A 13,162-nucleotide genomic window follows, 5' to 3' on the forward strand; every position below is an offset into this window, starting at 1 on the left:
ATGACACCTTATCTCTTATATGGTAAAATTAAGAAAATGATATAAGGGTCGGGTGAGATTTTTATGGTGGATATGTACCTCATAATCCTAGTTGCTATCTTGGGAATGATCCTGTTCTATAGCTTGATCGCTTATTTCTTGATTCGTTTCATTTCGAAAAAAGCATTCAAGCTGACGTTAACCAAATATGAAATGATGGAGATTATGACTTGGCTCGCCGTGTTGTTTATTACCTTCATGATGATTAAGAATGGTTCAATAAATCTTCTCTTACCGGTTGTTGCACTCATCATTCCATTGATCAATTTGCGAAGGTCTAATCGGAAGCATCGAGAGATGAATTAGTATAGCTCTTGCTACGTTGGGGCAAGGCACAAGGAGGAGTTTAGTGATGATTCTGGGCCGATCAACTGACACTTCAGGTTTAACGCAAGTTGCCAATCTTTCGGATGAGTTGCAGTCTGTTTTTGATCAAGCAGAAAGCAAATATCAAATAGTAGATATTGAACTATTCTTTGTCTTCAGGTGTCTTCCTGAGGAATACGAGAGAAGGTCCACGGTCAGGCATGTGAAGAAGGAGAATGTCATCTATTTTGATCTGGTGGTCAGCGAGGATCGGTATAAGACATTAAGCAAAAGCAAACAACGGTATGTCTTAAGCCATGAGTTTTATGCTTTTTTAAGTGAAAAGATCCAGAAATACAAGATTGAACATTTAAAAGTGAATGAGTTTATCGCAGATATGGGCATGTGGCTGAGGGAGATCGGATGGTTGCAGACCGAAGAGCAAGCCGACATAAGTGAATTTGAAGAAAAGTATAACTAGCAAAATAAATTAAAACATAAACAACAAAAAGAAGCCCTCTTTCGAGAGCTTCTTTTTCATGGGAGAGGAGAAACCGGACGAAGAGCTTATGGGGAAACGTAAGTCTTCTCCGCGGTTGTCTACGACACTTGTGATGTCGATAATTATAGAATCGCCCGATTGTTTCCTTTTTATACATATGCGTCAACAATTCGTCAACAATTTTCCAAGGGAAATGAAGACCGCACATTTTTCAAACCGAACCCGAATGTGGTACGATAGTCGTATCAATAAACTTACATAGAGAAAAGGTGACTCGTCAAGTGAGAGTGGTATCTGGGAGTGCAAAAGGCAGGCCGCTGAAGGCTGTTCCTGGCACGGGTACGCGGCCAACCACCGACAAGGTGAAGGAAGCGTTATTTAGCATGGTTGGTCCTTATTTTGAGGGCGGCACAGCATTGGATCTGTTTGCAGGCAGTGGAGGTCTCGGTATTGAGGCGCTGAGCCGCGGCATGGACAAGGCTGTTTTTGTTGATTTGGAATCGAAAAGTATTGAAGTCATCCGCATGAATCTGAAGGCAACCAAGCTGGAAGACCAGGCGGCCGTATATCGTAATGATGCAGGTCGAGCATTGAAGGCACTCGCCAAGCGAGGCACAACGTTTGATCTGGTGTTTCTCGACCCGCCATATCGCATGAAGAACGGGCACGAGTTAATGCTGACCATGCACGAACTGGAACTTTTGGAACCCGAAGCAACCATCGTGCTTGAATATGAATCCAAACATGATTACCCTGAGCAATTCGGCCCGTTTGAACAAACGCGCAAGGCTTTGTATGGGGAGACGGCAGTATCCATCTATTATTATGCGCCTGAAGCAATTGAAGATGGAGAATCCATTACACCGGAAGAGGAGGCTCCTCATGACTGAAATGATACATCGACAGGAACGGATCGCCGTATATCCTGGAAGTTTTGATCCCGTAACGATGGGGCATCTGGATATTATCGCCAGAGCGTCGAAGCAATTTGATCGCGTCATTGTGGCTGTGTTGAACAATATGAGCAAAAATCCGCTGTTTACGGTGGAGGAACGCAAGGAACTGATTACGGAAGTAACCCGCCATCTACCGAATGTCGAAGTGGACAGTTTCCGCGATCTGACAGCCAATTATGTCCGGCAAAAGGAAGCTCAGGTCATCGTTCGTGGTATACGCTCGGTAACTGATTTTGAATACGAGTTGCAATTGGCGTCGACCAATAGCAAGTTGAACCCGGATGCGGAAACCATATTTATGATGACAAATCCGAAGTATTCCTATTTAAGTTCCAGCATCGTCAAAGAAATCGCTCATTATCATGGAGATGTTACAGATCTTGTCTCACCTGAAGTGGAAGCTGCGCTCCGTCAGAAAATCAGCGAGAAAACCGGCGGTTAAACCAGAAGGTAAGACCTGATAGACTAACCATGACTGCAAGAAGTAACGCAAGTCCCATGCATGCAGCAGGGAAGATGCTCCAAATGGTGTTGATCGTGTATGTGTTACCTGGACTATGTATGAGTAGCCAACCAAATGGTGTCGAGAGGTCTCGCTCTGCATTCGTCTGTAATGTGGTCCAGACTTCTGTGTTATAACGGCTGAACGGCATCCATAGGAACAGACTGATGAAAAAGGCGATTAATCCATGAGTCAGACGAACTCCGGCAAAGTACAACATCGATTTGCTGCTTGGACCAGTTGTTTTCAATACAGCAGAGACTTGCAGATGGGAGCATAAACCACCCCATCCCAGAACGGCTGCAAGTAGAGACATGAGCAGCATGGGTGTTAATGAAGTCTGGCTCAAATGATAGGTGCCGAGGTGAAGCTCGAAGAAGGCTGGCCACAGCGCAGCAGACGACCCGGGAGTCAGATAAAGGGAGACCAACCGGATAAATACGGCAAAACCGATCATGTATCCCCCAGTCATCATTAAGGTCTGCACAGCTTGGGATACGGTGTCACCGAGCAGTTTGCCAAATCCTCTTCCATCACGACGATGTGCTTCCCTCGCTGCAATCATCATATCAGACCATATACTGCGTCGTTTGTTCGTAGCGTGGTGGGGGGCAGATGAGCGACTTGTGGAACTTGCAGGACTTGCAGACTGAGAATCAAGAGAGTTGTTATCTGTTTGCGCGGCTGTGGAGCCAACCCTGTTTGTCTGGTTACCCGGTGCTGGCAGGAGACGTGTGGCAAGAATGGCAGCAATCCAGCCGCTGATCCAGTGGACCGCGAGTAGAAAATATCCGGCCGCCGGCTGGTGAAGAAAAGCAGCACCAACGACCAAAATGATCATCATTGGATTGGCAAAATGAGATGCCGCCGCAAGGACAACCGCCTGCTTGGCGGTAATTTGTCTATCCTGAAATAAACGGGATACCGCATCTGCTCCTGCGGGGAATCCGCCGCACATGCCAACGGCAATCGCCAGACCTGCGTTGCCTGGGAGTCTGAACCAGCGTTGCATTAACGGTCCGAGCAAGGCGCCGATCGCGTGGGTGAAGCCAAACGCAGTGAGCATTTGGGATAACATGAGGAACGGGAGCATGGCAGGGAAGATGATTTTCCACCATATATCCAGACCTTGAATAGAGGCGTCAAACGCTTCTTTGGGGGACGCAACTACCGCAATGACCAACATTAAAGCGCCGGTACTTAGGATTATCGTTCGTAACGGGCCAGAATCTCTAACCTCGCTCTGTAATGTCATCGTTTCACCTCATATCAGATAACGCCGATTCGGCATCTGAATCGTTATGGACGGCCGAATGACGCCCGAAGGGCGGTTCGGCCTTGACCGGACAGGCTATTGTATACAGCGGCCTATCCGGCCTGTACCATTGTATGCACAAGGACCAGAGTGTTAGACTTGAAAAAAATGATTAAACAAGATGGAATTACGATTGCTGATTAGTGTAGAGTTCAGCTTATATAGAGATACAAAGAACGGAGGCTCATGCGATGAATCGGATTCGGAAATCTGGCGGATTCAGAGCTTCGATCTTTGTGATCGTGGTGGCTCTGGTCGTCTATGTTGCCGTGTACATGCCAACGCCGTATATCATATATATGCCTGGCAGTGCAGATGAAGTAAAACCAATGGTAACCGTTAAGGGCGGAGACCAGGAAGAACACGGTGTGTTCATGATGACAACCGTGTCGGCAACATATGCCAATGTGTTTTTGCTAGGAACCTCTCTGTTCAATAAAAATGCTCAAGTGGATAAAAAGGAAGACCGACTGCGCGGCAAAAGCGAAGCGGAATACTCTGCCGAACAGGTGTGGTTCATGAGTGACTCACAATCCTCCGCAATGGAGGCTGCATATGAGCAGGCTGGTGTGACTTACTCTATTGTACCTGAACATATCTTTGTATTTGGACTGTCTGAAGATCCAAAACCGGAAGGAGACATTGCTCCGGGAGATATCATTCTGGGAGTGAACGGAACAGCTACGCCGGATAATACGGTGCTTTCTGCCGAGTTAAAAGATAAAAAGGTCGGAGATACGGTTGGAATGCAACTGGAACGTGGTGGAGAGACCATTAGCCGGGACGTGAAACTGATTCAGGTAAAAGACAATAAAACAGGTGAAACCCGCCCGGGACTCGGAGTAATGATTGGTACGGTTCAGAAGGTGAAAGCTGAAGAGCCGGACAAACAGATCTCCTTCACCGATACTCAGGTTGGTGGTCCGTCTGCCGGCTTGATGTTTACGTTGGAGATCTATAACCAGTTAACACCTGGAGATCTGACCAAGGGGCATCGAATAGCGGGTACAGGTACCATTACCAAGGAGGGTGTGGTGGGTGCCATTGGTGGTGTAGTACACAAGATTGTAGCCGCTGATCGAAAAGAAGCGGAGATCTTCTTTGTACCGAAGGATAACTATAAGGAAGCAGCAGCCAAGGCTGAACAGATCGGCACCAAAATGAAACTTGTGCCTGTGAGCACGGTGGATGATGCGCTGGCTTATTTGAAAACCTTGTCCGTGAAATCATAGGTTATAATCGGGCGGGAAGAGATCGATTTGAGTTGAACCGGATGGATAAAGAACGGATGAAATCCGAATAATTGATTACAGTGGAATGAAATATGATCAAGAGAATTGAGAAGATCAACAGACTCACTAGACCCAAAGGGGTAGAGATACCCAAAAGATTTAAGAGAACAAGAATTAAGAGAATAAGAGAAGTGAATAAGAGAAGTGAATAAGAAAATCCCCTTGTTGCGAGGTGCCTGAGAGGCGCGCAACAAGGGGATTTTTTAATTGTATAGTTGAGTGTGGAACAGTGGATATCAATGATCTGTTTGATGATGGAATAAAAAGCTCCATAGAGATGAAGCCTTATGGTCAAAAGCGGATTACAGTCTCACAGGCGACTCATAGTAGTCACTGAACATCCTACGTGTGTCCCTGTGCTCGCAAGCGAGCCCATACGCAACCTGAGCTTGTATATCCAGTTCCAGCTGATTGTGTGTGAACGTCGATGGTTTCAGCACAACAGGAAGCGATGCGGTTTTCTTCATTTGTTTAAGCAGGCTCTGCCCTTGAGTATTAAATCCGAGGACTCGGAGATATCCAGGTCCGGCAGCCAATTGCTCTGGTGAACACTCGGCTTTGGTGTGATTCAGGAGCAGGTGTGCGAGCATACGCTGGAGCTTGGTGCGTGTGTATCGTTTGGTCTTCAATGCATTCAGGAGTGCTTCGACTGAAGGCTCCGGGAGCTGAGCGAGTGCACGGCTCAGCCGGTGTTCCAGGCCTTCCGTGACTTCGGCGATGCGTTCCAGCTCGGAGGCACGGCGGGTGGCCGCGAGGTGCAACAGCGGCTGTGCAAAGCGCTCCCAGTGTATGGGAGCGCGCCCTTCTTGCCATTCGCGATGCAGAATGGCAAGGGTTGCCGCCGGCACGTATGGCGCGGCGGCGTTGGGGCCGTCCGCCATCAGCAGGCGGCGCACGGCTGTGGCACTGGCGATCGCCCCCGGCCCGGGCGTCGCCTCATGATACGCGGCACCGGTACGCGCCGCCGTAAAGGGCTGGATCGCGCTGCCAAGTCGTTGCAGCGCGATCAGGTAGTGCAGCCCAAGCGAATTGTTGGGCTGCTCCAGCAGTGCAGCGGCGTCGTGAGCATCGACGCCGCCGGGCGCCAGCGCTGCCGCCGCGCCTGCGTACGCGGCGGGGTAGCTGGCGCCTTCCCGCAGGCGGCGCGCGATGTCCTCGCGCATCCCTGCGGGCTCCACAGCCAGCACGCGCGCAATGCGCTGCAGGCTGTCCAGGTCGCCGGACTCGCTGCCAAAGCAGAGCGAGTCCACAATGCCGGTGCGGTGCAGCAGCGATACCGCACCGAAGGCAAACCACTCTGCCGGTTGGACCGCGTACGCAACCGGCAGTTCAAGCACGAGATCCGCGCCTGCGTGCAGCGCCATCTCGGTGCGTGCCCTTTTACCCACGATGGCGGGTTCGCCACGCTGGAGAAAAGGGCCGCTCATGACCGCAACAACGGCGTCTGCGCCGCTTAGCCGCCGAGCTTCCTGCAAATGATAGACATGCCCATTGTGCAAGGGGTTATATTCAACAATAACGCCTACGGCTTTCATGATTAGACGTACTCCTTTCGATTGGATAACCGAGTATGTATAACATCCATTCCATCATAGGGGATGTCATGTATTAGATCAAATCATGCACCAATTCAGACAAGAAAAAGGCACAAATCCAACATCAGCAGATGTCAGACTGTGCCAGCAAATCTATTGTATATTACACATTTTCGATAATCGGAGAACGGCTTCTTCATCTTAATAAATCAGCACGCTTAGACACTTTCCGGCGCGGGAGACAGACTTGCTTTTGGCCCAAAAAATTCATAATGAATGTTGTCCGCTGCAACACCTAGCGCCTGAAGTTCCGTATACACTGCCCGCATGAACGAAACTGGTCCGCACAGATAATAAGTGGAATCCAGTTCATCGATCACTTGACGAAGCCAGATCGCATCTATATAACCTTCCTTATGAAAATACTCATTTTCACGATCAGCATCCTCAGGTTGAGTATAACAATAATAAGCTTTAACGCCCTGATTACGTTTGGCCAGACTGTCCACATAATCACGGAACGCGTGCGATTGACCATTGGGACTTGCGTGCAAAAATGTAATGTTGCGATTTTCATTCAAGTTAACCAGCGTATTTAACATACTGATCATGGGCGTTAGACCGACACCACCACTCAGGAGAACAACAGGTCGTTTATCGTCTGCAATCAGCGTGAAGTCCCCAGCAGGAGCAGATAGCTCCACCAGACTACCTTCTTCAATGTGATCGTGGAGATACGTTGAGATAACTCCGTCAGGACGCTCTAATACACCTCGCTCACGCTTAACGGAAATGCGATAGTGGGGTTTACCCGGGGTATCTGAAAGGCTATACTGACGAATCTGGGTAAATGACTGTGCCTCTGGTTTGATTTTGATACTGATGTATTGTCCCGGTTCATAACTAGCAATGGGCTGGCCATCGTCTGGAACGAGGTAAAAGGACGTGATGATTTCACTTTCCTGCACTTTCTTGGCAACCTTGAAGGTACGGAACCCTTCCCAGCCACCCGTCTGGTTTTCCGCTTCTGTATACATGTCCTGTTCAATCCCGATAAAGGCGTCTGCAATGACATTATAGGCTTCGCCCCACGCCGTGATAATTTCATCCGTTGCCGCGTCTCCAAGTACATCTTTGATGGCTTGAAGCAGATAGGTGCCAACAATCACATATTGCTCGGGAACGATACCCAGGCTGCGATGTTTATGTGCAACTTGCCGGACGGCAGGCAGGATGGAGGACAGATTATCGATATGCAGGGCAGCGGTGTATACCATATTGGCGAGGGCGGCTTGCTGTCGTCCCTGTTTCTGATTTGCGTGATTGAAAATATTCAGTAGTTCCGGATGAGCTGTGAACATCGTTTCATAGAAATGGCGTGTGATCGCTTCGCCGTGGACTTCAAGTACAGGTACTGTAGATTTAATGACTCTAATGGTGTGCTCGCTTAACATACATTTTCCCTCCCGATATAATATGAAATAGTTGGATAATAAATCGGTCATGGAGCTGATCATGCTTCGGTTTATAGCAAGTATAGATAGGGAGCAAGCGGGTCTGTGTGACATAGATCACACTAAACGTTAACGAAATGTGACCGCTATTTGCAAGGAACTACAATTAAAATGACGACTTGTAGTTTATCTTAAAGTGAGTCTATAATAGACCAGATGGAGTAAACGGTTCTGGGCCATTGGTTTTAAAATAGGGTGTAAAGTTAAAAGTGTTGACAAACGTCTTGAAAAATCGGTATAATGATTTTTGTTTGTTAAGTCAATTTCATAATACTTTTAACGAAGATTCGTCAGAATACATACAGTCAGGATTTATTGCTTTACAAAAGCAGGCTTGACCTGTATAACTGTCGTGATACGTTTGATACGAATTATGAAATTGGTTTCGTTTGGAGTGATGGAAATGTTAATGCCATTTCGCAAAGTGGCTACCAGTGATGGTCCCCTGAAGTTTAATGAACAGTGGGAGATCAAGGAACTGGTTTCTAACCGACAAGATATCACAGCCGTTACCCCGCTGACTGCGGACTTATCTGCAGAATTCAGAGAAGGTGACGTTGTGGATGTTCATGGCAAGCTGACTGTAGGAGTGGACATGTTGTGCTCCCGTTGTCTCAAGCCAATCAATGAACATTTTCATATTGATTTTCATGAGCAATTCAAGCAGGGAAAACAGCCAGAGGGATTACACGAAGACGATGATACGCTCTATGTGGATGGAGATACCGTTGATCTGAAGGGTTATGCCGAGGAAGCTTTTCTGCTGGATCTTCCGTTTATACCGCTATGTAGCGATACATGCAAAGGGTTATGCCCCAAGTGTGGCCATGAGCTGAACGAAGGTGACTGCGGTTGTGATAACGAGGTTATTGATCCGCGGCTTGCAGGGCTCAAGGATTTTTTTAAATGAGCATGATTGAAAATCGAACATTTTAAGACTACCTGCAAAGGTTGATTTTGATAAGGAGGTGGGAATAATGGCAGTACCTCAACGGAGAACGTCCAAGACGCGTCGCGACAAACGTCGCACTCACTTTAAATTGGCTGTACCGGGCATGGTGAAATGTGAACAATGTGGCGAACTTAAACTTAGTCACCACGTGTGCAAAGTGTGCGGAACGTACAAAGCAAGAGAGATCATCTCTCAATAATAGTTGGACATTAAGTAGCACTTCATTTCGATGAGGTGCTACTTTTTTTGGATTAGAGAGTGTAGGTAGAGTGAGCTAACAAGCATGGAATCCTTGCACTAGAAGGGTGAATTGTTTTTGTTAGGCCAGTCTTTCTTTTTGACACGGGATGAGATATACTATAGTTTAGTACCAGGTTCTAAGATTTGACGTTACATATAGATGAACCACAATCCGTTTGAGAACGACCCTGGTGACCAGGGATGCAACTATAGAAGCAACACGAAAGAATGGTTGAACTGGCCGGACGGGACGGTTCCGTAAACGATACAGCGGGGGGTGTCAGGCATCGAACGTGTACCGAAGAGACAGAGGCAACAGCAGTTAACCAGAATGATAGAAGAGAACCCGTTTGTGACGGATCAGGAACTTACACGCCAATTGAAGGTGAGTATTCAGACGATTCGTCTTGACAGGCTGGAACTTGGAATACCCGAACTTCGGGAGCGGATGAAACTGATGGCAGAGCTCTCGTATGATCAGGTACGCTCGTTGCCCTTGCATGAGATTATCGGTGATATTGTGGATCTGCAACTGGATAAGAGCGGGATTTCCCTGTTTGAGATTAAGGAAGAACACGTGTTTTCCAGAACAGGGATTGCACGCGGACACTATGTCTTTGCACAGGCCAACTCCTTGGCTGTAGCGATTATTAATGACGAGATCGCGTTGACTGCATCAGCAGACATTCGCTTTGTCCGTTCGGTTCATTTGGGAGAGAAATGTATTGCAAAGGCTTATGTGAGATCGATTCCGGGTCAAAAGGGCAAAGCCAAAGTGGAAGTATTCACTTATGTAGGTGAAGAAATGGTGTTTCAAGGCAACTTTGTAATCTACCATTCAGGTGGAGAAGACAGCGGAGAAGGAGGTCATTTGGAATGAAAATCGTCATTGATGCCATGGGAGGCGACAATGCACCTGCATCAACGGTAGAAGGTGCGATTGCCGCAGCCACGGAATGGGCGGATACACAGATCGTCCTGATCGGCGATGAAGCCAAGCTGGAACCTCTTTTGAGTCAGTCAGGTGTTAGACCTGCCAATCTTACGGTCCGGCATGCTTCCGAAGTTATTGGTTCGGATGATGAACCCGTCAAAGCAGTGCGTCGCAAAAAGGATGCCTCCATGGTGGTCGCAGGCCGCATGCTGAAAGAGGGCGAAGCGGACGCGATGATCTCGGCGGGCAATACTGGAGCGCTCATGACAGCGGGTTTGCTTGTTGTAGGTCGCATGGAAGGCATTGAACGCCCGGCGCTTGCGCCTATGATTCCAACGATTGATGATGTAGGTGTGCTTGCGCTGGATCTAGGAGCGAATATGGATGCCAAACCGGAGCACCTTGCACAATATGGCTTGATGGGCAGTTTGTATCGGCAAAAAGTACAGGGCATTGAGTCCCCACGAGTGGGCTTGCTCAATGTAGGAACAGAGCCAGGCAAAGGAAATGAGTTGACCAAACATGCATACCCTTTACTGGAACAACTCCCAATTCGTTTTGTCGGTAATGTTGAGGCACGTGATGTGCTGACTGGTGCTTGTGATGTGCTTGTATGTGACGGTTTTGCAGGAAATATCCTGCTGAAGTCGCTGGAAGGCACAGCAGGTGCCATTTTCGCCTTGCTTAAGGAACAATTTTCATCTTCTCTCAAAAGTAAACTGGCTGCAGCTGTACTAATGCCTGAGCTGCGTGGGTTGAAACGAAAGCTGGATTATACGGAGCATGGCGGAGCGCCACTCCTCGGTTTGAGCAGATTGGTTGTGAAAAGTCATGGATCTGCTGATGGCAATGCCATCAAAAATGCTGTGCGCCAAGCTCGGATTGCAGTGCAGAATCAGCTGGTAGAGAGCATATCTAAGGAAATTAGCGGGAAGTGAGTGACGATATGAATAATTTGCGCCCAGTAGGGATTATTGGTACAGGGAAATATGTGCCTGAGAAAATTTTGACAAATAGCGATCTGGAGAAAATGGTCGATACCAATGACGAGTGGATCGTCAGTCGTACAGGAATCAAAGAGCGTCACATCGCTGCACCCGATCAGGCAACTTCTGATCTGGCATATGAGGCGGCTATTAAAGCCCTTGAATCTGCAGGCATGACAGGCAGTGATCTTGATCTGATTATTGTTGCAACCATTACTCCGGATTCTTCGTTCCCATCGACAGCCTGCATCTTGCAGGACAAATTGGGTGCAAAAGGTGCCGCGGCATTTGATCTGTCGGCTGCTTGTTCCGGATTTGTATACGGTTTGGCTAGTGCTACGAGCTTCATCCAAAGCGGTATGTACAACAATGCACTTGTCATTGGTGCGGACTGCTTGTCTCGTATTACGGATTATACAGACCGTAACACATGTGTCCTCTTTGGTGATGGAGCAGGCGCGGTAGTTGTTGGTGAAGTTCCGGAAGGTCGCGGATTCAAAGCGTTCGATCTCGGTGCTGAAGGTGCTGGCGGTAGTCTTCTTCAGATGGAAGGCGGCGGTTCCCGTCTGCCTGCTACTGCAGAGACCGTTGAAAATAAAAAACATTACATCAACATGAACGGTCGTGAAGTGTTTAAGTTTGCGGTACGTGTCATGGGGACGGCTACCATTGAGGTATTACGCAAAGCTGGTATGGAGCGTACGGATGTGGATCTGTTTGTTCCTCACCAAGCGAATATTCGAATTATCCAATCTGCGATGCAACGCCTTGAACTTCCTGAAGAAAAGGTTGTAGTCAACGTGGATAAGTATGCAAACACATCAGCTGCTTCCATCCCGCTTGCTCTGGTAGAAGCAGCGGAGGAAGGTCGCATGAAAGCCGGAGATACCGTTCTGATGGTTGGATTCGGTGGCGGTTTGACATGGGGTGCATCGGTACTCGTTTGGTAAAATAGACATCTGGGAGATGAATGAGATGGGTAAAATAGCATTTGTATTTCCCGGACAGGGATCACAGGCTGTAGGCATGGCCAAGGACGCGTATGAGTCCGTGCCTGCGGCAACCGAAATTTTTCGCACAGCAGATGAAACATTGGGTTTCTCGCTGAGCAACCTTGTATTTGAAGGACCGGAGACCGAGTTGAAACAGACATCAAATACACAACCGGCTCTGTTGACAGCAAGTATTGCCTTGCTTGAAGCTTTCAAAGAAAAAGGAATTCAGCCTGACTATACGGCTGGACACAGTCTGGGAGAATACAGTGCACTGGTGGCAGCGGGCGTTCTTTCGTTTGCTGACGCAGTGAGCACTGTGCGGGCACGTGGTCAGTATATGGAACAGGCAGTACCGGGTGGACAAGGAGCGATGGCTGCTGTGTTGGGTGCGGATCGGGAAGCGCTGGGGGTGCTTTGCCGTGACGTATCTGAAAGTGGTCATGCGGTTGAACTTGCCAACATTAATTGTCCGGGACAAATCGTCATTTCTGGTGTGAAGGAAGGCGTAGCTGCTGTTGCGGAACGAGTGAAAGAAGCAGGCGGTAAACGCGCCATTGCATTGGAAGTAAGCGGTCCGTTTCACTCTTCATTGATGAAGGGTGCAGCTGATAAGCTGGCAGAGAAACTGAAAACCGTTACGTTCTCACCGGCAGCGGTCCCTGTAGTAGCTAATGTGACTGCAAGACCTGCAGAGGATGGACAGGTTCAGGATTTGTTGACAGCTCAGGTCTATTCTCCTGTATTATGGGAAGACAGTGTGACATGGCTTATTGAGCAAGGCGTGGATACGTTCATCGAGATTGGATCTGGCAGTGTGTTGACTGGTTTGATTAAAAAAACAGATAAAACCGTAAAACTGTACAATGTGAACAGTCTTGAAACGCTCGAAGCAACGGCAAGTGAATTAGAAGGAATTATATGAGTTAAACTAAACTTTTTACACGAGAACGGAGAGGACAGAAAAAAACTGAAGAAGCGGAGCGTTCGCCTTTATCACCGGATTTTCCCTTTATAAAAGGGAATCAAAAAAATCTGGGGATAACAGCGATCGGAAGTTTATTCTGTCATCGGAGTGGCAAGTGTAAACATTCTTT

General features: G+C 48.0%; 14 protein-coding genes. 11 read left to right on the forward strand and 3 right to left on the reverse strand.

What is annotated here, in order from left to right; translation table 11 throughout:
* Positions 1-138: 138 nt before the first annotated feature.
* From MKY95_RS11830 to coaD, 4 genes are all read left to right on the forward strand, one after another.
* Positions 139-345, forward strand: coding sequence for a hypothetical protein (locus MKY95_RS11830; protein ID WP_143781035.1), 207 nt, complete (start codon positions 139-141; stop codon positions 343-345).
* Positions 346-391: 46 nt separating this feature from the next.
* Complete coding sequence (locus MKY95_RS11835; RefSeq protein WP_076326834.1) at positions 392-826, forward strand: hypothetical protein; 435 nt, start codon at positions 392-394, stop codon at positions 824-826.
* A gap of 302 nt (positions 827-1,128) precedes the next feature.
* A complete protein-coding gene (gene rsmD, locus MKY95_RS11840; protein WP_076326833.1) occupies positions 1,129-1,737 on the forward strand; it encodes a 16S rRNA (guanine(966)-N(2))-methyltransferase RsmD in 609 nt (202 codons plus the stop codon).
* Position 1,738: 1 nt separating this feature from the next.
* Positions 1,739-2,245, forward strand: a complete 507-nt coding sequence (coaD, locus tag MKY95_RS11845) for a pantetheine-phosphate adenylyltransferase (protein ID WP_085981453.1) — start codon at positions 1,739-1,741, stop codon at positions 2,243-2,245.
* Here coaD and MKY95_RS11850 read toward each other — a convergent pair.
* Positions 2,223-3,560, reverse strand: a complete 1,338-nt coding sequence (locus MKY95_RS11850; RefSeq protein ID WP_076326832.1) for a nucleoside recognition domain-containing protein — start codon at positions 3,558-3,560, stop codon at positions 2,223-2,225. The genes coaD and MKY95_RS11850 overlap by 23 nt on opposite strands.
* Positions 3,561-3,811: 251 nt before the next feature.
* Between MKY95_RS11850 and MKY95_RS11855 the strand changes: the two genes are divergently transcribed.
* Complete coding sequence (locus MKY95_RS11855) at positions 3,812-4,852, forward strand: SepM family pheromone-processing serine protease (protein WP_076326831.1); 1,041 nt, start codon at positions 3,812-3,814, stop codon at positions 4,850-4,852.
* Between the two features lie 362 nt (positions 4,853-5,214).
* On the opposite strand, the gene MKY95_RS11860 is transcribed toward MKY95_RS11855, so the two are convergent.
* Positions 5,215-6,447: a nucleotidyltransferase gene (locus tag MKY95_RS11860; RefSeq protein WP_339198886.1), complete on the reverse strand. Its 1,233-nt coding sequence runs from the start codon at positions 6,445-6,447 to the stop codon at positions 5,215-5,217.
* A gap of 218 nt (positions 6,448-6,665) precedes the next feature.
* Positions 6,666-7,901, reverse strand: coding sequence for an NO-inducible flavohemoprotein (gene hmpA / locus MKY95_RS11865; RefSeq protein ID WP_076249835.1), 1,236 nt, complete (start codon positions 7,899-7,901; stop codon positions 6,666-6,668).
* A 463-nt stretch (positions 7,902-8,364) separates the two neighbouring features.
* Here hmpA and MKY95_RS11870 point away from each other — a divergent pair, with 463 nt between their 5' ends.
* The 6 genes from MKY95_RS11870 to fabD all read left to right on the forward strand — a co-directional run bounded on the left by MKY95_RS11870 (position 8,365) and on the right by fabD (position 12,990).
* On the forward strand, positions 8,365-8,871 hold the full coding sequence (locus tag MKY95_RS11870) for a DUF177 domain-containing protein (RefSeq protein ID WP_339198889.1): 507 nt from the start codon (positions 8,365-8,367) through the stop codon (positions 8,869-8,871).
* Positions 8,872-8,938: 67 nt separating this feature from the next.
* Positions 8,939-9,112: a 50S ribosomal protein L32 gene (gene rpmF / locus MKY95_RS11875; protein WP_017689233.1), complete on the forward strand. Its 174-nt coding sequence runs from the start codon at positions 8,939-8,941 to the stop codon at positions 9,110-9,112.
* A 372-nt stretch (positions 9,113-9,484) separates the two neighbouring features.
* Positions 9,485-10,033: a transcription factor FapR gene (gene fapR, locus MKY95_RS11880; RefSeq protein WP_047842457.1), complete on the forward strand. Its 549-nt coding sequence runs from the start codon at positions 9,485-9,487 to the stop codon at positions 10,031-10,033.
* Positions 10,030-11,025, forward strand: coding sequence for a phosphate acyltransferase PlsX (gene plsX, locus MKY95_RS11885; RefSeq protein ID WP_017689231.1), 996 nt, complete (start codon positions 10,030-10,032; stop codon positions 11,023-11,025). The genes fapR and plsX overlap by 4 nt, the downstream gene beginning before the upstream one ends.
* A gap of 8 nt (positions 11,026-11,033) precedes the next feature.
* Positions 11,034-12,023, forward strand: a complete 990-nt coding sequence (locus MKY95_RS11890) for a beta-ketoacyl-ACP synthase III (RefSeq protein ID WP_036610885.1) — start codon at positions 11,034-11,036, stop codon at positions 12,021-12,023.
* 25 nt (positions 12,024-12,048) lie between these two features.
* A complete protein-coding gene (gene fabD, locus MKY95_RS11895; RefSeq protein ID WP_339198894.1) occupies positions 12,049-12,990 on the forward strand; it encodes an ACP S-malonyltransferase in 942 nt (313 codons plus the stop codon).
* Positions 12,991-13,162: the final 172 nt, after the last annotated feature.

This window comes from Paenibacillus sp. FSL P4-0176, from assembly GCF_037975265.1.
Taxonomy (GTDB): Bacteria; Bacillota; Bacilli; order Paenibacillales; family Paenibacillaceae; genus Paenibacillus; species Paenibacillus amylolyticus.